The following is a 24276-nucleotide window of genomic DNA, read 5'->3' as shown; positions in this document are numbered from 1 at the left end:
GTGGTTACCCTTTTACGTTGTGCAATGTGTTGTTAAAAATAAAATCCATCATTTGTTCGCGCTCGCTGGGGGTTACCCCAAGAAAGCTACGTTCGGGCAGGGGTATTGCCCAACTGCTTTTTGATTTTTCATCGCGCATGATGCGCAAGATCAAACCCGCTTGCCCCAGCTTTATATTTTGCTTTATCCATTTTATGGTGGCCTTTTTGTAGCCCTTGCTACCGGTGCGCCGTATTTTGTAACCCTCGGCCCTGAGTGCTTTTGCCTGTTTGGTGGTGGCGGGGCCATCGTAATTGGGCGTGCCGTTAATGCGTTGTGCTTTTTCGGCGGTTAGGGTTTCGTTTATGCCCTCTTGGTGCGCCCTGGCTATTTGCCCGGTTAATGCATTTTTGTAACCGATGGTGCCTTTCTTTTCGTCACCAAAGGCCACCATGGTTCGGCTTAAACCCCGCAGCATTTTGCGGCGGCTTTTGGCTTTGCGGCTGGCCCATGGCGAGCCGCTTAAATCACGCTGGCTGCGTATGCGTTTTTTTGAATACGCCGCGCCTTTTTTTGCCATTTGCCGGTTGGCTTTTTTGCGCTCACTAGGCGTGGTGCGCAAGGCGCGTATTTGCCTGGTTAGTTGCTTGGTGCCGGTTAGCGTTATGCTCATGTGGTTACCGGTAAATCAACGGCTTGGCCGGTGTCGTGGCCTACCGCTACTTGGCTAAATACTTCTATGGGCACGGTTTCGCAGGCATAGGTTTTACCTAGGTGGCTTATAGGCCCGTTGTTTTGCTCTACCATTTGTATGGTTTCGCTAAACTGCACTTCTATTTCTATGTCGGCGGTGGTGTGGCTAAGCGCGTCTATATCGAAGCTGGGTTCTGCTAAGCCTTGTTTAAACCGCTCGTTATCAAACTCTATTAACCAGCTGGCGATTAGGGCCAGTAACACGCTAGGCGGTTGGGTGCATGGCTCTATGTTAAAAATGGCGGTGTATTCCACGCGGCCTATTTCGTAGCCTAGCCCTAGGTTTTTTTTACCTGCGTAAAGCCGGCTGTTTTCCATGTGGCTTTCTATTTCATGGTCGGCAAATAAACCGCTTTCAAGCAAGTAGGTTTGCAATGCCATAAGTTTTTCGCCAGCCATTACAGGGCCGCCACGTAAATGCGGCCACGGCGGCCTTGTAGGGCTTTAATGGCGCTGTTACTTTCGGCTAAAAATTCGTCGCGCACTTCTTCGCTTTGTTTGCCGTAGTGCTCGGCCGTATCGCGCTGGCTATAGCTAATAAGCTGGCCAAATAGTAAGTATTTGGCTTTGGCAAATACGGCGCGGCGGTAATAAAACACGTTTACGCGTTCGTTATTTATAGTGGGCGATACCACTGCCTCTAAGGTGGCGCTGCCTTGGCCTTGCCACTCGGCTTTTTGTGCGCTTAGGCTGTTGTTTACCTCTACCATGGCGAGTATTAGGTGTTGGGTTACGGTTTCTTGGGCAAACTCGCTAGGCATTTTGTAGTCGCGTTGAAAGTCGCCCAGGGTAAACGAGGGGTAAAACCCATCGTTTTCTATTTGGGTGGCTAGGTAGTCATCGCTTTTGCCTGTGTACATGTAAAGCCCTTGTTAAAAACAGCACTGAAACAGTTTGAGTTGCGGTAAAAAAAATTACTGCACTTCGCCCTGTTCAGGCTGTTGGGGGTTGGACTGGTTTAGCTTGGCTAATTCGGTTAACGCGACTTGGTATTTTGTTTTTACACCGTGCTTTTCGGGGTTTGCGGCTATGCACTTTTCAAAAAAGGCAACGGCGGTGGCTAGGTCGCCCTCTTGCTCGGCAAACAAGGCGGCTTGCTTATACATTTTGCTAAGGGCTATGGGGAATTCAACCAGCCATGTGTTTGTTTCGATGTTTTCTATTAGCGCATCAAAGTAGGGGGCCGCACTGGCACCGGCTTTAAATTGGCGTTGTGCCCAGTCGGTGACTTGCTCGGTAATAAATTGGGCAAACTCACTTCGAATAAAGCGTGGGCTGGGTTGCTGTTGCTCTACGGCATAGTTGGCTAGGCGCATGCCTACGGCTAGGTCGTCTACGTCTATGGCCCATATTGCTAAGGTGGTTAGTACCTCGTTGTGGTAGTGGGCTTCGCTTTCTATGTAGCCTTCTAAAAACGGCATATAGTGGCCGATAATTTGGGCTTTAAAAGCTTCTTTATCTTTTACGCTTACTAGGCCTTCTAGTTGGCTGCGGTGCTTTTCTAGCTGGGCTAGTGCGGTGTCGTAGTTTGCGGGCGCATCGGTGGTGAAGTTACCGGCCTTTAGGGCTTCTGCTAAGGCGTTTTGATCGGCGGTGGTGGCTTCGCTTTGTTGTTGCTTGGCGAGTGCGGCTAGCTTTTTTTGTTGGCGTTGCACGGCCATGCTGGTGCTACCGGGCAAGGGGCCACGCTTGGCTACCCGCTCTTGTTTTTGCTGGGCATTATCGGCTGTTACTTTTTCGGCTGATTTTTTAGCCGTTGCTAATTTTTGTTGTTGCCTGCGCTGTGCAATGCTCATGGTTTTATGCTCGTTTTGTTGGCCAAACTTATTTAGATAAACCACTGGCTGGGGATTAAGACAGCGATTTATTTGAATAGGTCTAAAAAATCCCCGCCGTAGCGGGGCAATGGTGTTTTATACCCAGGCGGTGCCGTTGTATAACTTAACGTTTTCAAACTCAAAGGCTGCTGCTTTCTCTTCGTCTTCGATAACGTAACCTTCGTTAAGCGAGTTAAAGTCTTCTATGCGATCGCGTTTTGAATTATCTTCAATTTTGCGGCGCACTGAGCTGCTTTGGTAATAGATTGATAGGTTATCTAACGAGGTAACCATGATGCCGCGTGCAGGGAAGTGCGAAGGCGGTTTGATGGCTGGCAAGCCTGCATAGGTGCGTGTTACCGCTGTGTTTTCTATGCGCTCTTTTTCGGTAGGTGTTTGGCCTTGGCTTATGTAAAGCTGGGTTTTATCTTCGGCGAGTAAGTCGGTGCCGATGATGGCTACTAGGTCGCTAGCATCGCGGTGAATGATGTTTAGCATTTGTTTGCAGTCGTGTACGGCTGCATCAAGATTAACGTAGTCGCCGCCGGTGCCTATGCGAATTTGGCTTGTTGTTGCACCTTCGTCCAGAATTTGTGCGCCGCTGTTATAGTCGCGCAATATTTGAAACCAGCCTTTGTTAACATCTTCACCCATGGTGTAGGTACTAGGGTCGGTAACGGTTGCTGCGCTAGTGCCGTGCCAGCCCACCATGATGCGGCCTAGGGCAATTTGCTTGCGCACATACTTGCCGTATTTTTCATCTAGGTTGGGGAACTTTGCCCAGCTATCGATTGTGCTGTATTTAATGTGCACATCGAATTCGCTTTTGTATAACTGAAAGGTTTTGCTGCCTAGGTTTAAAATGTCGGTTGTTAGGCGGTCACCTACTGCGGTATTGGTGCGCTTGGGCACTATGCCGTTGGCGCTGCCCATGACTTTTTCGCCTTGCAATTCATCAACAGGCACTACGTTGATTAATTTTAAGAAGCCATCTTCTAGGGTAATAGCATCTACTAGCTCTTGGGCGATAGAGGGTGTTGCCGAAAACTTTTTGCTTACGTCATCGACTTCGTAGGTTTCGGCAATGTTGGCAGCCATAATAGAAAAGGCTAAAGCGGTTTTGCGTAGCATGGTTTTGCTCTCTCTGTTGCTAATCGGATTTTGTTAAAATTTACTGTGGCTTTAGCGTAACTACAGGGTTTTTTTGAATGTACGGCCGGCAGCATCACCGCCGGCTGTTTCTTCTAATTCTGTGCCTGGCTGTTCTTCAAGCAATTTAGAAAATTGGGCTGTTAGCTTTTCAAGTGCCGCTGATTGCGCGGTAATGGTTTCTTGCAGGGCGGTAAACTCGCTGCTGGGCTCTGCTGCTGCTGCGGGTGTTTCGCCTTCGGATGCAGGCTTGGCTTTGAATGACTCGGCGAGTGCTGTTATTGCCGCTGTTTGGTTTTCTATCGATTGGTTAAACGCTTGAAATTGCTTTTCGTTCATGGCGGGTTCGCTCTCGCTGGTTTCGTTAAAAGATGTTGGGTGTTTTTTGTTGGGCAATAGACGATTTAAAAAATTGCGTTCGTCTTCGATTTGGCTGGCGTTAAACTCTATGGATTGGGCGGTGTAGCTGGGTGGGGTGTCTTGCTTGCTGAATTTTAACTCTGAAACGCCCGCGCTGGCTGGCTCATCGGTTACGCCTACGCCTTGTAAAAAATAACTGCCTTTACCCAGGTAATCTTCGCCTACCTCTATAGAGCAAAAGGTGTAATAACCCTGTTTGTTATTTTGAATTAATGCATCGTTGGGGGCGAGTATGGCAAACAGGTGGATTTCACCGGCTAGCTGATCCTCTACAGCATCTTCAATTTTTAACGCTAACACTTTACCGGCTGAGCCATAAAAGCGCGTGTGTTCAAACCATAACTGTGCGGTATGCACGTTGGTGTTGTAGTTTTCGGCCATTTGCAATAGCCAATCTTTTTGAATTACACGGCCATCAGACTTGCCATAAACTACCGAACCGCTAGTGGCTATTTTTAACCAACCTGTTTTTAATTCGCGTGCCATTAAATTGCCTTAGTGGTGGTGGTTGCTGTTAATCGCTGTGCTTTCAAGAGGCCCCACTTTAAGCGCAAAAAATGCCGCATTCAAAGTGTTACGGTTTGCGTTATTTTGCATTGCTGTATAACAAACTTTGCAAAACTGACTTAGCAATAATGGGCTAACAAAACGCTATAAACTGCGCGGCATGGCATCGAGATACCCCAAAGAAACGATAGAAACGGCTAAAATGCTTTATTTAAAAAAGCATTCCGTTAAAGAAATTAGAGAAACCCTAGAACTAAACAATGAACGCATCGTGCGTTATTGGATTGTTAAGCATCAGTGGGATTTGCTGCTAACCCATGAAACGGTAGAGCAGGCTATTAGCCGCCGCATTTGCTTGTTGGCTGAGCGCGACAATAAAAAGCCCGACCAGCTAGCTGAAATGGATAGGCTAATAAACCAGCTCGATAAGCTGGCGGGCATAGAGCAAAAGAAAGCCAAGGCCATACAGCTAAAAAAAGGCATGGCGGCTGGTAATGATGGCGGCGGTGGCGGCAAGAATAAAAAAGAGCGTAGCAAGAAAGTTAAAAACGATGTGTCGGGGATTACGGCAGAGCAGCTAGCGACTATACGCAAAGAGCTGTTTTATGAATACCAGAACACCTGGCATGACGCTAAGTCATACCGTATGCGGTTTATTTTAAAAAGCCGGCAAATAGGCGCTACGTTTTATTTTGCGTGGGAAGCCTTCGAAGATGCGGTGCTAACGGGCGATAACCAAATATTTTTATCGGCCTCTAAAGATCAAGCCAATATATTTAAGGCTTATATTATTGGTTTTGCTAAAGACTATTTTGATATAGAGCTAAAAGGCGATGTGATTGTGCTGAGTAATGGCGCTGAGCTGCGCTTTTTGAGCACCAATGCGCGCACTGCCCAGGGCTACCACGGCCACTTGTATGTAGATGAAGTGTTTTGGATGCAAAGCTTTGCCAAGGTTAACGAAGTGGCTAGCGGCATAGCATCACAAAAGAAATGGCGCACCACGTATTTTAGTACGCCATCAATGGAAAGCCACAGCGCTTACCCCTTATGGACGGGTGAGTGGTTTAACAAAGCCCGCAAACGCAAAAAGAAAATAGAAATACCGCTAGATCACGAAACCTTAAAAGATGGCCTGCTATGCGCTGATGGTATCTGGCGTAACATGGTAACGGTGGTAGATGCTGAGGCCAAAGGCTGTGATTTATTCGATATAGCGCAGCTGCGCAATGAGCGCCCCGATGCGGTGTTTCGCAATTTGTTTATGTGCGAATTTAGGCGCGAAGGCGATGGCGTATTTACCCTTGATAAGCTGTTGGCCTGTGGTGTTGATAGTTACGAAAAGTGGAAGGACTTTAATAAAGCACTGGCTAGGCCGTTTGATAATACCCCGGTGTGGGCGGGCTATGACCCTGCAAGAAAAGGCGATAAATCAATATTTTGTGTGGTGGCACCACCCCTTGATGCCGGTGGCAAATTTAGGGTGTTGGAATGGTTTAATTTAATGGGCAGCTATGCCAGCCAAGCTAGCCGCATTAAAGAAATCACCCAGCGCTACAATATTCAATACATGGGCATAGATGTTACCGGCCCCGGTGGTGGTGTGTTTGAAATGGTTAAACGTTACTACCCACGCGCCACGCCCATACATTATGGCATGAACACTAAAACGCAATTGGTGCTAAAAGCGCAAGACGTTATAGAGGGTGGCCGCATTGCATGGGATGCTGGCGAACAATCGATACCACAATCATTTATGCAAATACGGCAAATTGTGACTAACAGTGACCAAATAACCTATGCCGCCGATAGAACCGCCGATTTAGGCCATGCCGATGTGGCCTGGTCGATTATGCACGCAATACACAATGAACCTTTATCTGGCCCGCAACGTAAAAGTAGGGTTGGCTAACACCACGTTTAAGGATGCCCAATGAGCCGCAAAGATAACCTGCACCGTAATATGCAAAATTTCAAGGCGCCAAGCACTAGCACTAGCAAAAAAAAGAGCATGGCCTTTAGCTTTGGTGACCCAGAATCGGTGCTGGCAACGAATATTACGGATTATTTAGGGGTGTTTAAAGATAATAACGATGTGTATTACACGCCGCCGGTGTCGTTGGTTGGCTTGGCTAAGCTTGAATCAGTTAATGCCCACCATGGCTCGGCATTGGCCATTAAGAAAAACTCTATTATCCGTTTTTATGAGGATAACGATATTTTTCCCTTAGAAGAAATGGAAAAAGCCGCCATAGAATATGGCATGTTTGGGCAGTTTTATTTGCAGGCCTACACCAATAGGCTGGGCAAGCTGCTGCGGTTAACCACGCTGCCAGGCTTAAATATGCGGCGCATGATAGCCCCCAATACGTATTGCATGATTAAGCCCGACCGAACCTACACAGCATTTAAAAAAGGCGAGGTGGTGCACTGCAAGCGCTATTGCGTTAGGCAACAAATTTACGGGGTGCCCGATTATATGGGTGGCATACAGTCGGCATTGCTAAACGAGAGCGCCACCCTGTTTAGGCGGCGCTATTATGAAAACGGCAGCCATAGTGGCTTTGTGTTTTATTGTGGTGCGGCGCTAGAAGATGAAGACGCCAAAACCCTGCAACACAAAATACAAGAAAGCAAAGGGGTGGGTAACTTTAAAAACCTGTTTGTGAACTTACCCGGCGGCAAAAAAGACGATGTGCAAATTTTGCCGGTAGGCGATATAGCCACCAAAGATGAATTTGAGCGCATTAAAAATATTAGCCGTAACGATGTTATTAGTATGCACCGTATACAGCCAGCCTTGGCGGGTATTATGCCCGAAAATACGGTGGGTTTTGGTGATATAGAAAAAATTATGCGGGTGGACTACGAAAACGAGGTGGTGCCCAGGCAGTTGCCCTTTAAGTGCTTAAATAAGTTGTTTACCGGTAACCCCATACAGTTTAAAGAGCCCGGCTTTATTAGCCCGTAAGGCCCGGCAAAGTTTAAAAGCGCACTTATAAGTGCTAAAATTACACCTTGGCAACGGGGGTAGCTATGGCGGTTAAGTGTTTGTGTGGGGCGAAAGCGCGGGTAAGGTCAACTAAGCTGCTGAGTGAGCAGGTGACTAACCTATACTGTGCCTGTAGTGATGTTTTTTGCGGGCATACGTTTGTGATTACGCAATCGTTTTCGCACTCTATTAACCCTGCCAAACAAGCCAGCGATGGTGCTGTTTTTGAGTTGCTGCAAAATATGTGTGAAAAAGACAGGATGCAATTATTCAATCGCTTCCTGTCGGTGCCTGCCAACTAAGCCGCTATTAATTTGCGGCTTTTTTCTAGCTTCATAATTAAATCATCTATTAGGTTTGCAATGCCTTGCTGGGGCTCGGCCTCTAATGTTATGGGGTCGCCTGAGTGACCGCATAAACTCAGTTGCAGCAATCGCAACGAGTCTTTAATCGTGGATAGCTCATCAATCAGTAGCGTTTTAGCCAAGCTATTACAGGGCATTAATAGCGCCTTGCCACTTGGTGATTTTACTATGGTAAGCTTTGCTAGTTTGATAGCGTTTAATTGTTCTTCTGATATTTCCATTTCGTACATAGCCTGCTTGGCCTCCATTACAACGAAAACGGCCAATCGACTCCTTCTCCCGTACCGCATATTTGGCTTATTATTTGCCGGTTAATGTGTGTGGATAAAAAAACACCAATCCCGAAGTTTTACTCCGTGTTGAATATAGCCGCAAGTTATTAAAATGCAATGCCATACACCAACACATTAATTATTGCCACCATGAATTTAAAACATAAGTTTGGTAAGAATGTTGCGTTTTACAGGGCGCAACGGTCGATAACACAGGATGAGTTAGCCGAGCGTGTACATTGCACCGTGGAAACGATAAGCAATATAGAAAGGGGGCTACAAGGCCCCCGATTTGATTTGATTGAGCAGCTCGCTGCTGAGCTGCGGTGTGAGGTGTTTGAGTTGTTTGTTTTTGATTGACATTTGCGCTATGCGCTGCTGAGCGGTGCAGGGTTTCAGCGTCATATGGTCGTTGTTAGAGCTTCACCCATTGCGCAATGGTGGTGCGTCCACCTCAAGCGGTCGAGAACTATCAAAAAGTGGGTACTTTACGGTTATTTTCTTTCCATTATTTTCACTCTCAGCTGTAAATGATTCTGGATAATCAACATCAATTCCGCTATTTTTTGCGGCATTAACGCCGTCAATAATTGATTTTCTTATGGTGGTAATCTCATCGCCACTGAACATTTAAATTCCCTGCCGCTAACACGGCTTTATGGTCTAGTTGAAAAGTTAAGCGCTGCCGTAATGAAATGAAATAAAGCAGTCGTACTCTTCGCTCCAAAAGAAATCAAGCTCATCTAGCCGCTTAGTGTCCGCTTTTGAAACTTCTGATTGTTCAACGTCCATTATCGCAAGTACATCGTGGCTACAGTTTGTTGGCCACTTAACATTCTTGTACTTCATAAATATTTGCAAAGCTTCAATTAGGTTATCCATTTTTATCACCTATGTTGTTTTAGTGGTCTAATTACGCGTTACTCATCAATCTGAAGCTTCACCTTTACGCCCAGATAAGTGAACTCTAGGGGCGTGGTGTCCTTGCCTGCTATTTCAGTAAATGACTCCAGCACTAGTTGCAAGCCAAAAACATTCAACCCAGCATCCAGTATCTTTTGCCCCGAGATGCCGTTTTTTGCATTGGCTTTTGTGTATTCAGTTTGTGACATTTTTAAAACTCCGGTATCTGGTCTAACTGCGACTTACGCCGCCTTTTCTTCTTTGCCGCTTAGATAGGCATTGCAAGCGAAGTTGATGGCGTAACAAGCAAATAGATAGTGGAACGTGTATTGGTCACGTACCCATATATCCGAAGGCTCTAGCCCGTCAAGATCAATGCCACGAACCCAAGCAATGGCCTCGTATTCGTCACCAATCATATCGAGCTGATCGAAATACTCCTCGCTCTCTTCATCTAAAGTTCCTGCATCCGTGAAGTATTCAGTTAGGTATTTTTTAGTTTCAGTAATAAAATAATCAGCCTCAAAAGCAGAAACACCATCACCGAATTTTGACTCCGCCATTACTTTTTCTGCCCAGTAACCGGGATTAACACCATCGCCGCTGAAGAAATCAATCATGTCGTTAATGCGTGAAAAAACGTATGTACCCATATCGCCACTGATAGCCAAATGACCGGGCCATGTAGTAATCATAAAGTAACCGTTGTGACTCTTTTCGTGCATGAATTTTAGAGTGCGATTAACGCCATCATCATGGAGTATTTCCATTTCATAATTGCGCTTGGTTAGATACTCTTTTGCGTGCTCTTTATTGTTCATTTTAACTTTCTCCAATCTGGTCTAATTACGTGTTAGTTATTAATGTGATGGCGATAACAGCTACCCAAAACCACATCCGTGTAATTAGTATCAGCGTAAAACCTCCTACAGCTATAGCCGAGATAACTATTACTCCAAGCAATAAATCTATTTTTTCATGCATCTAACTTTCTCCAATATATTTAATTACTATTAACGTGGGTTAAACCCAATCATCGATAAGCCATAGCTAATTTCGGCGGTGGCATTTTTCATGTCTTCTAGTTGGGTTGGGTGGCATGGCTCTGCATGCCGTTCAAAATCACTGTGGCCTAGGCGCTTTAATAAGAGTGCCAAGGCTAGGGCCTGCTCTTGGGTCATGTTGGCGGTTATTATTACGTTAGTTTTTCGCATGGTGTCCCCCTGCGGTGGCTGGTTTAGCTAAACGTGCATTAAAGAGGCGCCGTATGATAAAGCTACGCACTAGGCTAATAAGGGTGAACCATGCGCCTATTAACAGGTTGTCTTGCATGCTTATGTAAATGTCGTAGTGGGGAAAAATAACGACCTGGCTTAATAGGGCAACGAAGTAGCCTATTAAGATGTTTATTATTGACTCTATGAGTGAACCGATTTTTGTTTGCATTATGCGGCCGCCGTGTTGGTGAATAGGTTTTTATCCCAGCGCTTTTTATGCAGGGTTAATGCGGTGGGGGTTAGCACTATAACTAGGGCATCATCAGGCCCCATGATGCGGTCGGTTGATCGTAGTGTTGCTAAGGGGTAGTACAGTTCATCTTCGTAGATGCCGACTATGTTGCTTATGCTTTCAATAGATACGGGTTGGTACTGGGTTACAGCATTAAAAATCTTTTCTACTCTTTCGGCCGGTGTTAGGCCGCAACGGTGCTTTTGCTTAGGCATGGTGGTGGCCCCCTGTTACTAGGTCTTCGTCGCTAATGTTGGTGGCTATGTAGTAGTCGCCGTTGGTGGCTATGTTGAACGTGCCGTGGCCCTCTACCACTACGTGGCTGCCATTGCATAAGTTTTCGGCTTCGGCAAACTCTTCGGCAGCTTTGTAGGGGCTGTTTTCTTCTATGTCTAGTTGGGTGTTGTGGTTAAAAACATCGTAGTTTTGCATGGTGGTTCCTTAGTGCAGTGCACGGCTTTGTGGTGCCACTAGGGGCTGGTAGTTATCGGTTTTTTCGTAGGCTATGGCGTAGGCGATAACTTCGCCTATGGGGTTTAGCTTTGCGGCGATGGCGTAAAACTTTAGCCCGAAAAATTCGGTGTTGTTTTTTCGATCGGGGTGGAAGGTGGCAACGGCGTGTTTGTCGGATATGTCGGTGTAGTGAATGGTTACGCTGGCGTAGCGGTTATCAAAACATAGGGTGATCATGCGGCCGTATTCAATTTCAGCCTGGGCGCAGTTGTGCAACCATATATTTTTGCTGGCTATGGTTAGCTGTGCTTTTTTGGGTATGTGGGTTGGGTATATTTTTTCGTTTTTATTCACGGGTTAACTCCTGTTAACTTGTTTGAGTTTGTTGTTTGAGTGTTTGGCATAGCACTTGGCGCTTGGGGGCATCTAAACGGGCGCGGTTGAGCCGTTCGCGCCATTGATCACGCTCTTGTATGGTGGGCAGCGAATCTAGCCACATAGCTATTTCTGCGCGGCTGTAGTCACGGCAGTAGTTGTTTGCGGTAAGTAGTTTTTGTTGCTCATCGATGCGGGCGGCCATATCAACAGCAAAACGGGCACTGTTGCGGCGCTCATCAGCCAGCCACCGGGCAACGGTGTCGGCGGGGTATTGGGTGACCAGCTCATAAGCTAGGTGGTCGCGCATTTGGGCTTCGGTTTTGTTGGGTGCTAGCCCCAGCTTTGGGGGGGGGGTTGCGCAAACACCTAACATTCCTAACGCGGTGTTGTTTTCCATAAAAACTCCTTAATTATCAGTAAGTTAAAACGCTAATCTTGTTAGATGGCCGACCTAACACAACCTAACAGCCCACCTTACATCGTTGATTTATAAGGCTTTTGTAGTTATTAAAAGTTAGATTTATCTATTTTTTTTTAACCTAACTTGTTAGATGCTTGTTAGGTGTTTGTTAGATTCCTCTATTTGCTACAGCCCTTTAGTTTCGCGGGCTGTAGCCGCGTCTTTGGTTTTGTTAGGTTTGTTAGGTGTTTGCGCACCCCCCCCAACTTTTTCAAATTACCCACTAACAGGGGCCGAACGCTCAAAAATCCAGCAATGTACGGCCTTATCTGTTTGGTTGGATCTGACGTTGCCAGCCTTCACAAATTTGTATTGTTTGCTGGTGGGTAATAGCTTGCGCAGCTCTAGGTGATTGGGCAGCTCTATACGTTCAAAGGCACATGCGGCGGTAAATTCCTGCAGGCGTATGGCTATTAGCTGTTCATCTTTGCTGTGGTTGTATTTGTTGCGGTCAACAGATGCCAGCTGCTGTGTTTTGCTGCCTAGCACTTCGTAGGCCTCCCAAAATTGCTGTATGGCTGGGTGGTCGGCTGATAGGCGTTGTTCGCGGGTTATGCCACGGCTGTGTATAAAGTCGGTTAGGGTGTTAAATGTTTTTTCGGGCATTTGCGGGAATAAAAACGTGCGCAGGGCGCTGGCCATGGCTGCCACCATGGCGTGGTTTTTTATTACTCGCTGGTTTTTGCACTGGTCTAAGTCGCTGTAGTGTTTTTCGTAAAACTCGTAGCGATCAAAAAAGTGGCTGAGTATGTCTTTTTCGTTGCTGAGTGCCGCGGTTAAAAAGCCGCTGGCGGTTTTGACGTTGGCTTGCTCAAAGTTGCGGGCGAGTTTTTTGGTGACCGGTGAGAAGTGGGCTTTGGTAAAGTGCAGGTGCACGATACGTTCTAGCACGGCTTGGTCGGCATCTATTTCGGCATTTTGTGCCAGCACTACGGTGCCCCGAAATGGCGGTTCTTCTATATCGTTACCACGGTTAAAGGCACCCATTGAACGCACGGCCCTACCGTTGTAGGCGGTTTTTAGTTCGTTGGGGTCGAAGGCGCCTTTTTTGGCGCTGGCAGCTTCGCGGTCGCCCTCTATTAATACCACTGGCATGTTGGCTACTTGTATAAAGGCTCTTGACCGTGCGGCAAAGGTGGCTTTGCTGGGGTCGAAACCTTCGTATTCATCGCGGCCTATGAGCTTCCACATAAACTCTAATACGGTGGATTTGCCGGTGGCTGGTGGGCCTGACATTTCTAGGAAGGGGAACGCTGCCAGCTCTTTGCGTATTTGCTCGGCAAATAAGCTGCCCAACCAAAACGCTAGGGCGACTAGGCCGTTCCAGTGAAAGACTTTGTGAAAGTCGTTTATCCAGCTGTTATCGAAGTGTTTATTTTTGACTATCTCTATGCTGCGAAAGCTGGTTTTTATGCGGTGCTTATTAGCGGTGAAATAGTTGTGGCGGTTTATTTTTATTTCTCGGCCATTGTAAAAAGCAAAATCTTTGTAAACGTAGATGCCGCTGTTTTTGTCGTAGCCTAAAAAGGGCACGGTGTGCACGTTTACTATGCCGTGGTTAAACCACTGGGCCTGCAGTTTTTCGAACTGCCATTCGTTGCCTTTAAAGGTTGCGCCACCGGCTTTGTTTATTAGGTGTTTTCTAAAGCCTGATGGTGTATCAACGGCGCTGCCGGGGAAGCCTACGGCTCTGTCGTTTTCGTTGGGAAAACTAATGTTGAAATAGTAGGTAATTTCATCGGTTAGGTTGTCTATTTCGCAGTATAAAAACTGGGGGAAACAGTTTGATAGGGCGACTACTTTTACATGGGTTTCAAACAGTGCTTGGCCTTCGGCGCTGTGCAGAACGTCTTTGGTGCTGGTTTCTTTAGCCGGTTTTTTGCTGGCTTTGGGGCTGGGTGTTTCGCCTATGGCTTCTTCTAGGTCGACTTGCTTGTGGCTGTCGCCTTCGCTGGGTTCTGGTTTTTCTTCATCACCATTGAGTATGGCGGCGCGTTTTTTTAAGTCTTTGGTTAGGTCTTCACTCACTTTTAGGTGGTGTAGTTTGTTATCAAAATCGAGTATGTAGGTGGTGCTTTCTTTTTGGCAATACCAGTGGTAGGCCTTTTCTTTTAGGGTTTTTGCTGCGAATAGGTCGCCACGTTGTTGGCATTTGGCCATGAAACGGTCGGTTAGTTTGCCAGCCCTGTAGAGATCGTCCCAATCTTGTTTGCCCAGGCCATTATCGGTTTCGCCGGTTAACGCGACTTTGGCGCTAATACCTTTGCGCCCTAGTTGCTCTAGGTATTTGCGCATATATTTGCGGCCAGCTGGGTCGTCATCGTAGGCCAGCACCCAATTTACATCGGGGTTAGCTTTGACGGTTTCCCATGGGAACATGGTAGAAGCAAAGGCGGCTACAGCTTTGTAACCTGCTAGCCATAATGCGATGGCGTGAAAAATACCCTCTACGATGTAAACGGTATCGCCCTTGGTGATGGCCATGGCTTTGGGTTTCCACGCTAGGCCTTTGCTTTTAAAGCCATAGTTAAAGTGGGCTTTGATGCCTGCTTTTTCTACGTCTTCGCGTTCTATCAATCTATCCCAATATTGGTTATCCCATAGTGGAAAACGCGCCACTAAGGCCATGGTTTTGGTTTTGGTGTGGTGAAATATGGATTGGTTGTAGTCGCCTTTAATTTTGCTAAGGTCAAAGCCACGATTGATTTTTAGATAGGCATCGGCTGTGGCATTAGGGTTGGCTTCTGTTTCGGGGTAGCGATTTTTAAAGCTCTCGAATATATCGGGGTATAAATCGCGGGTGCTTTCTTGGTGGCCGCAATTATTTTCGCGCCCGCATTTAATCATCCACGGGTTTTTTACGCTTATATATAGCTCTCGCTTTTCACACCTTGGGCAAACACCCTCACGCAAATAGCCGCTAACTTCGCGTTTAAATGCCAGTATGTTATCGCCGCGCAATGCGTCGACAATATCGGGTATGTGGTCATCATTATTTTGGTAATGCATTTGGCCGGCTCCTTATACAGTTTCGTCAAGACAGGCGGCGGTAATTTTTGCGATGTTGAGCAGGCGCAGGCGCCCAATTTTTACGGTTTCTAAGTTTCCTTCTGCTATTTGGGTTTTTATTTGCCCCTCTCTTAGTCCTGATACTTCTTGGAACTTTTCTTTTGTCATTACGGGGGTAAGGATGGTTATTTGTAGGTTTTTTGGCATTTTCTTGTTTCCTTGGCTGGTACTGGCTTGTTTGGTGCTGTATCAGCACTTTTGCCAAGATAGAGTAGTTTTTTAGCAATTACAAGTGCTGTAACAGCACTTTTATAAAAATATTTGTGATTAAGTGCATGTTTTAGTGCTGTATGAGCTTTTAATTCTTGCCATATCAGCACTATTACTGCTTAAATTAACACCAGAACAGCCAGAGCGAGGCTATACCAGCCAGTACGGGAAGTTTTAAAGGGTGTGGAGTGATGAACGAGAAACAACAAATAAAACAATTAACAACGGGCCAGCGCTTAAAAGCGATGCGTTTGTTAACGGGTTTAGTGCAGGATGAGTTTGCCGAAATTATTGGTATGCCTTTGTCCCGATTAAAAAATGTTGAAACCCGGTCGCGTATGTATGACCACGAAATAGAAGATGTTTTGACCATATTCCCTGAGTTTGCCAAGTGGCTTTCATACCAGGGCGATATTACTTTGGGTGAGCTGCAGGAAAGCCAAAGTAAGCTGTGCAGAATTGTTGCGGCTAAGCTGGATGCGGGTATTTATCCCGAAGGCTATGACCTAGAAAATAAAATTAAGTAGGTGTTGTTATGAGTGGGCCAAAGAAAACAAGCGATGGCCGGTGGAAGGTAGACGAAAGGCCATTCGGTAAAGAGGGTAAGCGTTTTATTCGTTTATTTGATAATAAAGCTGATGCCAATGTGTTTTTAAAATGGGTGCTGGCGCAAGCGCATGGCAATAAAGATTGGGCACCGGCTAGGCATGATAAGCGTTTGTTAAGTGAGCTTATTGGCGAGTGGCACGACTTGCATGGCCACACGTTGAAAGGTGGCGATAAGCGCAAAACGTATTTGTTGGCGCTGGCTAATGTAATGGGTAACCCTAGGGCGTGTGACTTTACGGCCGCTTCATTTTTGCAGTTTCGTAAGTCGCGGTTAGAGGGTACTGCCACGGCAAAAAAGAATAAGAAAACCCCGATATCCAAAAAAACATGTAACCATGATTTGGGCTATTTTAAGGCTGTTTTTAATGTGTTGATTAGGGCCGATAAGTGGCAGCAAGAAAACCCACTAGCCAAAATAAAGCCTATCGCGTTAGATGATAATGAAATGGCGTATTTGGATTTTAAGCAACTTGATAAGCTGTTGTTTAATTTGGGGCAAAGTAAATCAGCCGATGTACTAATGATTAGCCGCATTTGCTTATCAACGGGCTGCCGGTGGGGTGAAGCTGAAAGTTTGGCCGGTAGGCAAATTAGAAACTGCAGAATTACCTTTTTAAAAACCAAAACCTCGCGTTCGCGTACGGTGCCCATATCCGAAGAGTTAAAAACCGAAATATTCAAAGGCCGATCACGCACCGGTAAATTGTTTACTGGCTGTTATAAGTCATTTGGCAGAGCGCTGGAAAGGTCAAATATCATACTACCCAAAGGCCAAGCCACCCATGTGCTACGCCACACCTTTGCCAGCCACTTTATGATGGCCGATGGTAACCTAGTTACCCTAAGCAAAATATTAGGGCATTCAACCATACAAATGACAATGCGCTATGCCCACCTGGCACCCAAATACCTAATTGCCGCCACTGAAAAAAACCCACTGGCCCAGCTTGAGCAGCTAAAAATGGACGATAAAAAGGCGGGGTGAAAAATGGTAAAAATACCCTTTTCTTTCCACCTATACCGCCCAGAGCCAGCAAGAACCAGCCACAAAAAAACCTAAGCTATTGATTTTAAACGATACAAGCCAGTACCAGCCAGTACCAACTAGCACCAATAACGGCTTTTAACCAATTGGTCGCTGGTTCGAATCCAGCACGGCCCACCATTATTAAACAAAAAAGGCTCACCCTCCCGGGTGGGCCTTTTTTGTTTCAGCACGGCGAAAGCCGTGCTGGGTTCGTTCTTTAAGCCGGTTAGAAAAAATTCCGTCTAGGGCGAGAAACAAAGCAACGAAGCCTGCGCAGCAGGTCATTACAGTCCCAGGCTGTAATGATCAAAACCTGTACTTACCGCACAACGTTAACGCTCGTTTCCCAAGGACGCCCGCAGGGCAGTAACACATCAAAGATGTATTGCTGTTAATCCAGCACAGCTCAGAGAACTGAACAAGAGAGTGACTAGCAGATTGAGTCTTTATTGTTTAATGTGACACCGCGCCGGACCAGTCCTGCTCAACAACTCCCAGCTAAGTCCACAGCGTGTCCTCACAGCGCTTTTCAGGCGGTCTCTGCTCAATACCCCTCCATCAGACAGGCTAGCGCCGCAGGCGCCTACAGAGTGCAATCTAGCAAAGATATTTTGCTACTTATCCATTTTATAAATACTAGGAAGCTGGCTCTATAAACCACGCCTATCAGCACCTAGTGGAAGCCCAAGTTGCAATCACTAATTCTGCACGTTGCAGTTCACTCAATGCAAGCGCAATGAAGGGGGTTTGTTTAGTATGGTTTGCCAAACATCTTAGTTGCAGATGTTGCCATATATCTCAAATATGACTAATGCAGTCTGTTGTATTTGAATGCTACTTAGCGATAAGTGATAGTGTACTATTCTGTACCTCGCCTACTCGGGTGTACTCAGATAAATTATTCGTACAGCTTCTTTTATGGTTAACAAAGAGCGCGCAAGTTTAAAAAATACAGCCAAGGCTGGGGGGTGAGGTGTAGGTAGATTGCTGCAGTAAGATGTAAGATCTGACGCGGGTTTAAAGTATATTTATAAAGGGTAAGGGCTATGCTATCGTGGTCGAATACCCGCCTGTATTATCAGTTTGCCTTTTTGTGCAGCGTTTAAAATATGGGCTCAATATGCGCTAACAGTTGATACAAACTATGGATGATCTAGAAAAAAGCAAACACCTGCTTATTGAGTCGGCAATTCGATGTGTGGCTGCCCACGGTTACCACAAAGCTTCCTTAAGGCTGATATGTGATGATGCCAATTTATCATTAGGCATGGTTAGGCATTGCTTTAATAACAAGCTGGAAATGATGACGGCGGCATATCAATATCTTTCTGATGAACTATTGCTAGAAACTAACAAAACGATAGCAGAGTTTGCTGAAGACCCTAGATCACAGCTAGAGGCTTTTATAGTGTCCGGTTTTAGAAAACCCGTATTTGAAGACGATAAAATAATGTTTCGTTTTTCTATGTGGGCTTTAACCCGTACAGAGCCAGCGATAGCCGTTGTGCATGAGAAGTTGTATATCCGTTATAGAAAAAGCGCCAGACAGCTTTTTAATGACTTGGCCGCAAAAAATAAGATAGCACTGGATACTAATGTGGCAGCCTTGGCATTAACTGCTTATCTGGATGGTTTGTGGTTGGAGTGGGTGGTGAATCCTAAAAAATATAATACTAAAGCTATGTTGGCTATGTGTATGGATTTAGTGGATTCATATATAGCCGGAGCTAAAAGCTAGCATCATAGTGTATGAATATAAACTATTAAACCATCAGTGGTTTTGTCACTTTTACTACGCTAGAGCGTATAAAAAAGAATAAACAGAGTACTGTCGTTGCCACGGTCATAATATATAAAGTGCTTTGGTTGCCTGATTGAGTGATTAGTACTCCGCCTATACCTGGCCCTAAAGTCCCCCCTATATTTTGAAAGGTTGGTATAAGAGAGGCCATTTTTCCGCTTGGGTCGGCAGCGTTAACCGCTAACAGCTGATAAGGCAATGCAAAGTTCCAAGCGCAGGAGTAAACCAACACAGCGATAAAGTAGGCAGCGGCACTGTCGAATAAGTAGAGGCCGGCTATAGAGCCTATAAATAGAGCACTAGCAATTAATAGTGGAATATTCCTGCCTAGCCTAGTGCCCAGCCACGAGGCTGCAAATGCCCCTAGAGAACATAAGATTAAAACGAGTGCGATAGTATAAGAAATGTAGTTGTGATCAAGCGATTTGGCATCGCCTATTCTTTGTAAGAACGCCCATATAGCCGTTTGCCCAAGAAAATAAATTGCGATACCTGTTAGGGGGATGAGCATGGCCAAGGCCCACGTGCTGCGGCCTTTGTTTTTATTGGCTTTAGGGTTATTTTGCCCGCTACCCAAGCTAGGAAAGGCAAAGGCTATTGTTGATGCTACTAAAAATATACCGGCCAGCGACAGCATTAAACCCTCAAAGCCCAGTATGGAAATAAACTCAAATTGTAATATGAATATGACCAACCCTGCCATGCTGACTTGCATGCCCAGGCCTATGCCGTAAATTTTCTCTGGTTTTGGTTGTGCTGCAATAGCACAAAAAACGCAGGCTAAGGCCGATCCTGAGCAAAGCCCGATGATAAAAAATAGTATAACCAGCTCTTGATAGCTACTTAGGCTGGCTAAGAATAATAAAGCGCATGTGAGAATGCTGTTTGCCAGCAGAAATTTCTGCCAGTTGCAGCGGTTTACCCAATAAATACTGCTTAAATTGGCTAGGGTTGTGCCCAGCAAAAATATAGAGCCAATAAAACCAATATTATCGTCGCTTAAATTAAGTGATATCGATGCCGTGCCTAATACAATGGGCAGTATATTAAATATAACATTGTTGATGGATAGGAATACACATAAGGCGATAAGGCTGTATATGGATGTTTTATGGGTAAGTTTTGGCATCTTAATTGTCTTATTATGGGGGCGAATAGACTGGCCGTATGGAATGACAGAGACTCACCCATACGGCACGTAGTAATTAACGCTATTGTTAATCAAACAGGTAGCTTACCCCTATGCCGTAGGTTCTAGGGCTGGCTACATATTCGAGTGCATAGCGCTCACCAAACCGGCTAGCAGGGTAGGTAGATGAAACGGCTCGATCGTTTCTAACATTGTCTATAAAAGCTTTTAGCATCCAGCTGTCAGATTTAAAGCCTGCAGATATATCTAGGGTTGAATAACCATCTATCTCCGCATAGTCAATGCTGGCAGGGTTAATGTCTGATGTAACATCATCTCTATAGGCATAATTAGCGGTATAAATAGCCTCCCAGGTGCTATTTATCGTTTGTGTGTAATTGATGGATAATGAGGCGCTATGTTTGGAAACACCTGGTAGTAAATCCCCTTTGTTGGCAAAGACGCCACCTATATTAAATCCTTTGGTAAGGGCTGAATCGACATAGCTGTAGCCTAAATTTACCAATAGATTTTCTGTGATTTGCCCTGACAGCTCTAGCTCTAAACCTTTGGATTCAGCACTGCCGCCATTAACTGCGATGGGGAAAGCCCCGCTGGGAGAAACTCCGTCAATTTGTATATCATCCCAAGTGATATGAAATAGGGCCGAAGAAACTCTAAACCTATCCATAAAGGTAGATTTAAAACCGACCTCAAGATTGGTGACTTTATCTGGCTCATAGATCAACAGGTCTGGGCTCTCTGCATAGACACCAATTAAAGGTATACCGTTGGTGCCTCCCCTACGAAAACCTTCCGCAGCAGTAAAATAAATCATCGAGGCATCAGAGATATCATAGGAGGTATTAAACTTAAATATTTCGTCTCTGAACGTTTCCTTCTCAACGCCGCCATTAGTGCCATAGGCATTTAGGCCATCTTCGGCACAACCTGCACCGCAGATAGGTAGGGTGAACAGATTACCGCTTTCAAACGCTTGCTCAAATGCCCTAGCTCCAACGGTTACTTGCCACGCATCGCTAAGCTGGTATTTCAGTTCACCAAATAGAGCGGTGTCTTTTACTGAGCGTTTAAGGTTGGCGCTATAGCCCAAGTCGGTCAGTATGCTAGCTGAGTTGCTGCTATTATTTAATGACCACTGCGTGTAGCCCTCATAAAAGTCTTGCTGAAATTGCTCTTGGTCATGGTCCATATAAAACACACCGGCTATCCAGCTAAGGTCGGAGTCGCTTTGTGAAACTAAGCGTAGTTCTTGAACAAAGGCTTCTTCTTTTGTCTCAACGGTGCCACGGATAATTTCTCGCGGATTGCCTTCGTAATAACTCCAAAAACTAAAATTGGTATATATACCGGTTTGATCTCTAATACTGTCAGAGCTGTTTTCAAAGCTAGAGGTCGATGAGCTTAACGTGGCAAAGCCAAGATCTATTTCAGCTTCTACACTAAATAAATCCACATCTCTATCTAGCGGTTCATTTAATCTAATGGATTGTTCATATTCCCCTAGGTTTTCAAAATCAGGGTTGTCTGCTCTGCGGCCATTGGCTCGATCGCGCTGCATCTGGTAATTAAACTGAAAGCTGGCGCTATCTGTTGGTTCCCACAGCAAGGAGACTCTGGCGTAGGTGGTTTCACTATCGTCAATGTCATCCTTATTATAAGTAACGGCTGGGCTATTTTGCACATCGCCAGAGTTGCTTAAGCGTGGATCATTACTGCTGGGGTCTAAACGGTACAAACCTTTGGCATCGATTATACCCGCCCGGCTAATATGTCCTGCACTAGTGCGTATAGCGAGATTGTCTTTAAGTGCTATGTTAGCTAAGACATAACTGTCGTGACTTAGATCCGCAGCTTCTTTAGTCTTACTTATGCGAGTTCCTATCTCATAGTTAGTCATTTTTGTATCGGGTTTGTTATAAATATATCTTAATGTACCGCCCAATGATCCCGATCCATAAAGGGTGCCCTGCGGACCTCTTAAAACCTCCACTCGCTCTACATCTTTAAGGTGTAAATTTACAAATAAAGGTGTCTCACCCATATAAGTAGACACTGGAGAGACTGCCGTATTGATATTTTCATTGGAGCCTAATCGTGAAGCATTTAAACCCCGCATAACAATGCCGCTATTAGATCCGCTAGATCTTGGGCCGCGGTCAGTATAGGTAACACCAGGAATAGATTTGGTTAACTTGCTGAGGTCAGTTATGCCGTTTTGTTCAAGAAAATCTTCACTGATAGCGCTTATATTATAGGGAATATCTTGCACGCTTTCAGACCGTCGAGTTGATGTCACTATTACTTCTTCTAGTTTAAATCTTGTGTCGTTATTGGCGAGTGCTAACTGGTTTAGAAAAGACCCGGATAAAATACTACCTTGTATGGCTAGTGTTATTAATTTTTTATTCATTATTGCTACTCCTGTTAATGGTTATTAATGAAATAGGGCAACACAGGTCTAGTTTTATTAGACTTCTGAGCTAAAATTATAAGCTATACACATGTATAGTTGGTGAACATAATCGTCTCGATAATTAAAGTCAAGAGGAACTTTTTTCGACACCGTGCGTTTGTAATTATTGTTATGCTGTTTATCTGGCGACTGAAACATCATGAAATGTAGTTAGAGGAATAATTATTTTATTGAAGTAAAGGGTGTAGCATCAGCTAGAAACTTGTAGCTGATGCCGGTTATACGCCTAATGGCGTTCGATCAGTGCGCACTACGCAGCGTAGATATAGTGGGTTGTCCAGAGGATATTATTTTGTCAATTCGGAAACTAGTTCGCCTTTAAATCCCCAGTTTTCCATTTTTTTATCTTCAATAATAATATGTACAGTGTCTGGCTTGGCATTGCAGGTTCTCTCCATTGTTTCGGTGATCTCTTTAACGAGAGCTTTTTTCTGCTCTAGGCTACGGCCCTCAAACATTTCAATAGTAATAACAGGCATAACGTCCTCCAAAATTCATTTAATAGGGTGTTGACGCTGTAAACTATACATGTGTATAGTCTGTTTTGTAAATAATTAATAGCTCAGCTGAGGCTGTAGGAGTGTGTTATGGATTTTAGTTTGTTTTTATCTACTTATATGCCTGATAGCGCTAGGGGTGGTAAAAGTGTTTTTAATGATATGCTGGAGCAAGCTCAATTAGCTGAAGACCTTGGTTTTGCCAGTATCACCCTCCCTCATCATCACTTAATCAATATTTTGATGAACCCCGCGCCATTGGCAACAGCCGTAAAAATTGCCAGTGTAACCAAGCACATACCCATTATCACCTCAGTGCTGGCCTTGCCTTTACTCGATATGCGGCAGTTAGCCGGCGAGATTGCGGTGACGGATATTTTAACCGATGGCCGTATTGAAATTGGTGTTGGTCGAGGAGCCTTTCCTTATGAGTTTGACCGCTTGGGTGTGGATTTTAGTAAAAGCCGAGAGATATTTGATGAGTCATTAAATGTTCTCATTGCCTTACTAACCAGTGATGAAGAGGTTTCTTGGGATGGCGATTATTACCAATTTTCATCTACCAAGGTTCAGCCTAGGCCTATACAAGACCCCATGCCGCCGATTTGGATGGCCGCTTTATTCCCGGAGTCTGTTTACCACTGTGCGAAACGTGGTTTTAATATTCAAACATCACCGCTCAAGGCAGAAGCTAGCTTTCTTAAAGAGCTAGCCGACGCGTTTCACCGCGGCGCTAAGGATGCTGGTAAAGCTGGTGAAAACAGCAAGCTATCCATGTTAAGAGGCTGTTTTGTGTGTGATGACAATGCTGATGTGATACAAAAACAACGCTTAGCTTATGAGTATTATGAGCGATTCTCTAATGCTTTTGAGACCGATGGTGAGGTAATTAACGGTGAAGTAAGCCGCAAGCCTATGCGTCAAACAGAGGATGAAATGGCAGCTAATTTGTTAATTGGTACCAGTAGTGAAGTGATCGATAAGCTGGGGATATATGCCGAAGCAGGTATAGATGACATTAACCTTAATATGGATATGGGGGCTAGTCATTTAGAAATTATGCGCTCAATGGAAGCATTAGCGCGCGATATTATGCCTCAATTTAAATAAAGTAAGTGGAGTTTTACCATGTATAAGCTGGATGGTAAGCAGCTAGAGCTGGCTGAAGAGTTTAAGAGTAAACCCTTTGGCCCATATAGTCGTGAGCTTGAGCGATTATTATTACGTATGCGACAAGCGCCGGCTGCGGGCCGTCCTATATTAATTAATACGGTAAGACACAAAGAGTGGCGTTTGGCAAAGTTGTCCGGAATACGAGGAGAAAAGCCTATCTATATTAATAAAAGAATTTATACCAATGTTGCTGAAGCTGAATGGGACGTTTTTGTACAAAGGTGGCTGCAGTTAACAGGGGAAAATTTAGAAAACATTATAGATGCACCTAAATATTCTGAGAGTAATCTTCCTAGTAGGCGTTAAT

Annotated in this window: 32 protein-coding genes; 9 read left to right on the top strand and 23 right to left on the bottom strand. The window is 45.1% G+C overall.

Annotated features, from left to right (window positions below):
• Positions 1-4: 4 nt before the first annotated feature.
• From B067_RS0113630 to B067_RS21365, 6 genes are all read right to left on the bottom strand, one after another.
• Complete coding sequence (locus B067_RS0113630; protein ID WP_019530641.1) at positions 5-652, bottom strand: phage virion morphogenesis protein; 648 nt, start codon at positions 650-652, stop codon at positions 5-7.
• Positions 649-1113, bottom strand: coding sequence for a phage tail protein (locus tag B067_RS0113625; RefSeq protein ID WP_169335578.1), 465 nt, complete (start codon positions 1111-1113; stop codon positions 649-651). Before B067_RS0113625 ends, B067_RS0113630 begins: the two co-directional genes overlap by 4 nt.
• Before the next feature lie 17 nt (positions 1114-1130).
• Positions 1131-1592, bottom strand: a complete 462-nt coding sequence (locus B067_RS0113620) for a head completion/stabilization protein (protein WP_019530639.1) — start codon at positions 1590-1592, stop codon at positions 1131-1133.
• Between the two features lie 54 nt (positions 1593-1646).
• Positions 1647-2528 (bottom strand): phage terminase small subunit, encoded by an 882-nt coding sequence (gene gpM / locus B067_RS21370; protein ID WP_156820847.1) that lies wholly within the window; start codon positions 2526-2528, stop codon positions 1647-1649.
• Between the two features lie 117 nt (positions 2529-2645).
• The gene (locus B067_RS0113610; RefSeq protein WP_019530637.1) at positions 2646-3680 is read right to left on the bottom strand and encodes a phage major capsid protein, P2 family; all 1035 of its coding nucleotides are present in this window, start codon (positions 3678-3680) and stop codon (positions 2646-2648) included.
• Positions 3681-3740: 60 nt separating this feature from the next.
• Positions 3741-4604, bottom strand: a complete 864-nt coding sequence (locus B067_RS21365; RefSeq protein WP_019530636.1) for a GPO family capsid scaffolding protein — start codon at positions 4602-4604, stop codon at positions 3741-3743.
• Between the two features lie 181 nt (positions 4605-4785).
• Here B067_RS21365 and B067_RS0113600 point away from each other — a divergent pair, with 181 nt between their 5' ends.
• The 3 genes from B067_RS0113600 to B067_RS22265 all read left to right on the top strand — a co-directional run bounded on the left by B067_RS0113600 (position 4786) and on the right by B067_RS22265 (position 7919).
• Positions 4786-6537, top strand: a complete 1752-nt coding sequence (locus tag B067_RS0113600; RefSeq protein WP_019530635.1) for a terminase large subunit domain-containing protein — start codon at positions 4786-4788, stop codon at positions 6535-6537.
• 21 nt (positions 6538-6558) lie between these two features.
• On the top strand, positions 6559-7596 hold the full coding sequence (locus B067_RS0113595; RefSeq protein WP_019530634.1) for a phage portal protein: 1038 nt from the start codon (positions 6559-6561) through the stop codon (positions 7594-7596).
• A gap of 65 nt (positions 7597-7661) precedes the next feature.
• Positions 7662-7919 carry an Ogr/Delta-like zinc finger protein gene (locus B067_RS22265; protein ID WP_019530633.1) on the top strand — a complete coding sequence of 86 codons (258 nt, stop codon included), beginning with the start codon at positions 7662-7664 and terminating at the stop codon, positions 7917-7919.
• Here B067_RS22265 and B067_RS0113585 read toward each other — a convergent pair.
• The gene (locus B067_RS0113585) at positions 7916-8248 is read right to left on the bottom strand and encodes a hypothetical protein (RefSeq protein ID WP_156820846.1); all 333 of its coding nucleotides are present in this window, start codon (positions 8246-8248) and stop codon (positions 7916-7918) included. The two genes, B067_RS22265 and B067_RS0113585, sit on opposite strands and share 4 nt — an antisense overlap.
• Before the next feature lie 123 nt (positions 8249-8371).
• On the opposite strand from B067_RS0113585, the gene B067_RS0113580 reads away from it, so the two are divergent.
• Positions 8372-8614 (top strand): helix-turn-helix domain-containing protein, encoded by a 243-nt coding sequence (locus B067_RS0113580; protein ID WP_019530631.1) that lies wholly within the window; start codon positions 8372-8374, stop codon positions 8612-8614.
• A 63-nt stretch (positions 8615-8677) separates the two neighbouring features.
• Here the strand turns inward: B067_RS0113580 and B067_RS0113575 are convergent, their stop codons facing one another.
• The 13 genes from B067_RS0113575 to B067_RS21860 all read right to left on the bottom strand — a co-directional run bounded on the left by B067_RS0113575 (position 8678) and on the right by B067_RS21860 (position 15346).
• Positions 8678-8884, bottom strand: coding sequence for a hypothetical protein (locus B067_RS0113575; RefSeq protein ID WP_019530630.1), 207 nt, complete (start codon positions 8882-8884; stop codon positions 8678-8680).
• Between the two features lie 45 nt (positions 8885-8929).
• Positions 8930-9136 carry a hypothetical protein gene (locus B067_RS0113570; protein WP_019530629.1) on the bottom strand — a complete coding sequence of 69 codons (207 nt, stop codon included), beginning with the start codon at positions 9134-9136 and terminating at the stop codon, positions 8930-8932.
• Positions 9137-9174: 38 nt separating this feature from the next.
• Positions 9175-9366 carry a hypothetical protein gene (locus tag B067_RS0113565; RefSeq protein WP_019530628.1) on the bottom strand — a complete coding sequence of 64 codons (192 nt, stop codon included), beginning with the start codon at positions 9364-9366 and terminating at the stop codon, positions 9175-9177.
• Positions 9367-9399: 33 nt separating this feature from the next.
• Complete coding sequence (locus B067_RS21360; protein ID WP_019530627.1) at positions 9400-9978, bottom strand: hypothetical protein; 579 nt, start codon at positions 9976-9978, stop codon at positions 9400-9402.
• Positions 9979-10170: 192 nt separating this feature from the next.
• Positions 10171-10371, bottom strand: coding sequence for a DUF7706 family protein (locus B067_RS21865; protein WP_156820845.1), 201 nt, complete (start codon positions 10369-10371; stop codon positions 10171-10173).
• Positions 10358-10603, bottom strand: a complete 246-nt coding sequence (locus tag B067_RS22365) for a DUF7220 family protein (protein WP_019530625.1) — start codon at positions 10601-10603, stop codon at positions 10358-10360. Before B067_RS22365 ends, B067_RS21865 begins: the two co-directional genes overlap by 14 nt.
• On the bottom strand, positions 10603-10881 hold the full coding sequence (locus B067_RS0113545) for a hypothetical protein (RefSeq protein ID WP_019530624.1): 279 nt from the start codon (positions 10879-10881) through the stop codon (positions 10603-10605). Before B067_RS0113545 ends, B067_RS22365 begins: the two co-directional genes overlap by 1 nt.
• Complete coding sequence (locus B067_RS0113540) at positions 10874-11098, bottom strand: hypothetical protein (protein ID WP_019530623.1); 225 nt, start codon at positions 11096-11098, stop codon at positions 10874-10876. Before B067_RS0113540 ends, B067_RS0113545 begins: the two co-directional genes overlap by 8 nt.
• A gap of 9 nt (positions 11099-11107) precedes the next feature.
• Positions 11108-11473, bottom strand: a complete 366-nt coding sequence (locus tag B067_RS0113535) for a hypothetical protein (protein WP_019530622.1) — start codon at positions 11471-11473, stop codon at positions 11108-11110.
• A gap of 13 nt (positions 11474-11486) precedes the next feature.
• Entirely contained in the window at positions 11487-11894 is a 408-nt protein-coding gene (locus tag B067_RS0113530; RefSeq protein WP_019530621.1) for a hypothetical protein, read from the bottom strand.
• Between the two features lie 279 nt (positions 11895-12173).
• Positions 12174-14966, bottom strand: a complete 2793-nt coding sequence (locus B067_RS0113525; RefSeq protein ID WP_019530620.1) for a toprim domain-containing protein — start codon at positions 14964-14966, stop codon at positions 12174-12176.
• A 12-nt stretch (positions 14967-14978) separates the two neighbouring features.
• Positions 14979-15173: a hypothetical protein gene (locus B067_RS0113520; protein WP_019530619.1), complete on the bottom strand. Its 195-nt coding sequence runs from the start codon at positions 15171-15173 to the stop codon at positions 14979-14981.
• Positions 15152-15346 (bottom strand): hypothetical protein, encoded by a 195-nt coding sequence (locus B067_RS21860; RefSeq protein WP_156820844.1) that lies wholly within the window; start codon positions 15344-15346, stop codon positions 15152-15154. Before B067_RS21860 ends, B067_RS0113520 begins: the two co-directional genes overlap by 22 nt.
• Before the next feature lie 81 nt (positions 15347-15427).
• On the opposite strand from B067_RS21860, the gene B067_RS0113515 reads away from it, so the two are divergent.
• From B067_RS0113515 to B067_RS0113505, 3 genes are all read left to right on the top strand, one after another.
• Positions 15428-15763 carry a helix-turn-helix domain-containing protein gene (locus B067_RS0113515; protein WP_019530618.1) on the top strand — a complete coding sequence of 112 codons (336 nt, stop codon included), beginning with the start codon at positions 15428-15430 and terminating at the stop codon, positions 15761-15763.
• Between the two features lie 8 nt (positions 15764-15771).
• Complete coding sequence (locus B067_RS0113510) at positions 15772-16830, top strand: phage integrase (RefSeq protein WP_019530617.1); 1059 nt, start codon at positions 15772-15774, stop codon at positions 16828-16830.
• Positions 16831-18016: 1186 nt separating this feature from the next.
• Positions 18017-18610, top strand: coding sequence for a TetR/AcrR family transcriptional regulator (locus B067_RS0113505; RefSeq protein WP_019530616.1), 594 nt, complete (start codon positions 18017-18019; stop codon positions 18608-18610).
• A gap of 25 nt (positions 18611-18635) precedes the next feature.
• On the opposite strand, the gene B067_RS0113500 is transcribed toward B067_RS0113505, so the two are convergent.
• From B067_RS0113500 to B067_RS0113490, 3 genes are all read right to left on the bottom strand, one after another.
• Entirely contained in the window at positions 18636-19802 is a 1167-nt protein-coding gene (locus tag B067_RS0113500; RefSeq protein WP_019530615.1) for an MFS transporter, read from the bottom strand.
• Between the two features lie 88 nt (positions 19803-19890).
• Complete coding sequence (locus B067_RS0113495) at positions 19891-22236, bottom strand: TonB-dependent receptor (protein ID WP_019530614.1); 2346 nt, start codon at positions 22234-22236, stop codon at positions 19891-19893.
• Positions 22237-22586: 350 nt separating this feature from the next.
• Positions 22587-22778, bottom strand: coding sequence for a 2-hydroxymuconate tautomerase (locus tag B067_RS0113490; RefSeq protein ID WP_019530613.1), 192 nt, complete (start codon positions 22776-22778; stop codon positions 22587-22589).
• 108 nt (positions 22779-22886) lie between these two features.
• On the opposite strand from B067_RS0113490, the gene B067_RS0113485 reads away from it, so the two are divergent.
• Both B067_RS0113485 and B067_RS20505 read left to right on the top strand, forming a co-directional pair.
• The gene (locus tag B067_RS0113485; RefSeq protein WP_019530612.1) at positions 22887-23906 is read left to right on the top strand and encodes an LLM class flavin-dependent oxidoreductase; all 1020 of its coding nucleotides are present in this window, start codon (positions 22887-22889) and stop codon (positions 23904-23906) included.
• A gap of 18 nt (positions 23907-23924) precedes the next feature.
• Positions 23925-24275 carry a N,N-dimethylformamidase alpha subunit family protein gene (locus B067_RS20505; RefSeq protein ID WP_019530611.1) on the top strand — a complete coding sequence of 117 codons (351 nt, stop codon included), beginning with the start codon at positions 23925-23927 and terminating at the stop codon, positions 24273-24275.
• Position 24276 lies beyond the last annotated feature (1 nt).

Source organism: Dasania marina DSM 21967, from assembly GCF_000373485.1.
Lineage (GTDB): Bacteria > Pseudomonadota > Gammaproteobacteria > Pseudomonadales > Dasaniaceae > Dasania > Dasania marina.
Note: the sequence above shows the minus strand (reverse complement) of the source record. Positions and strands in the feature narration are given on the sequence as shown.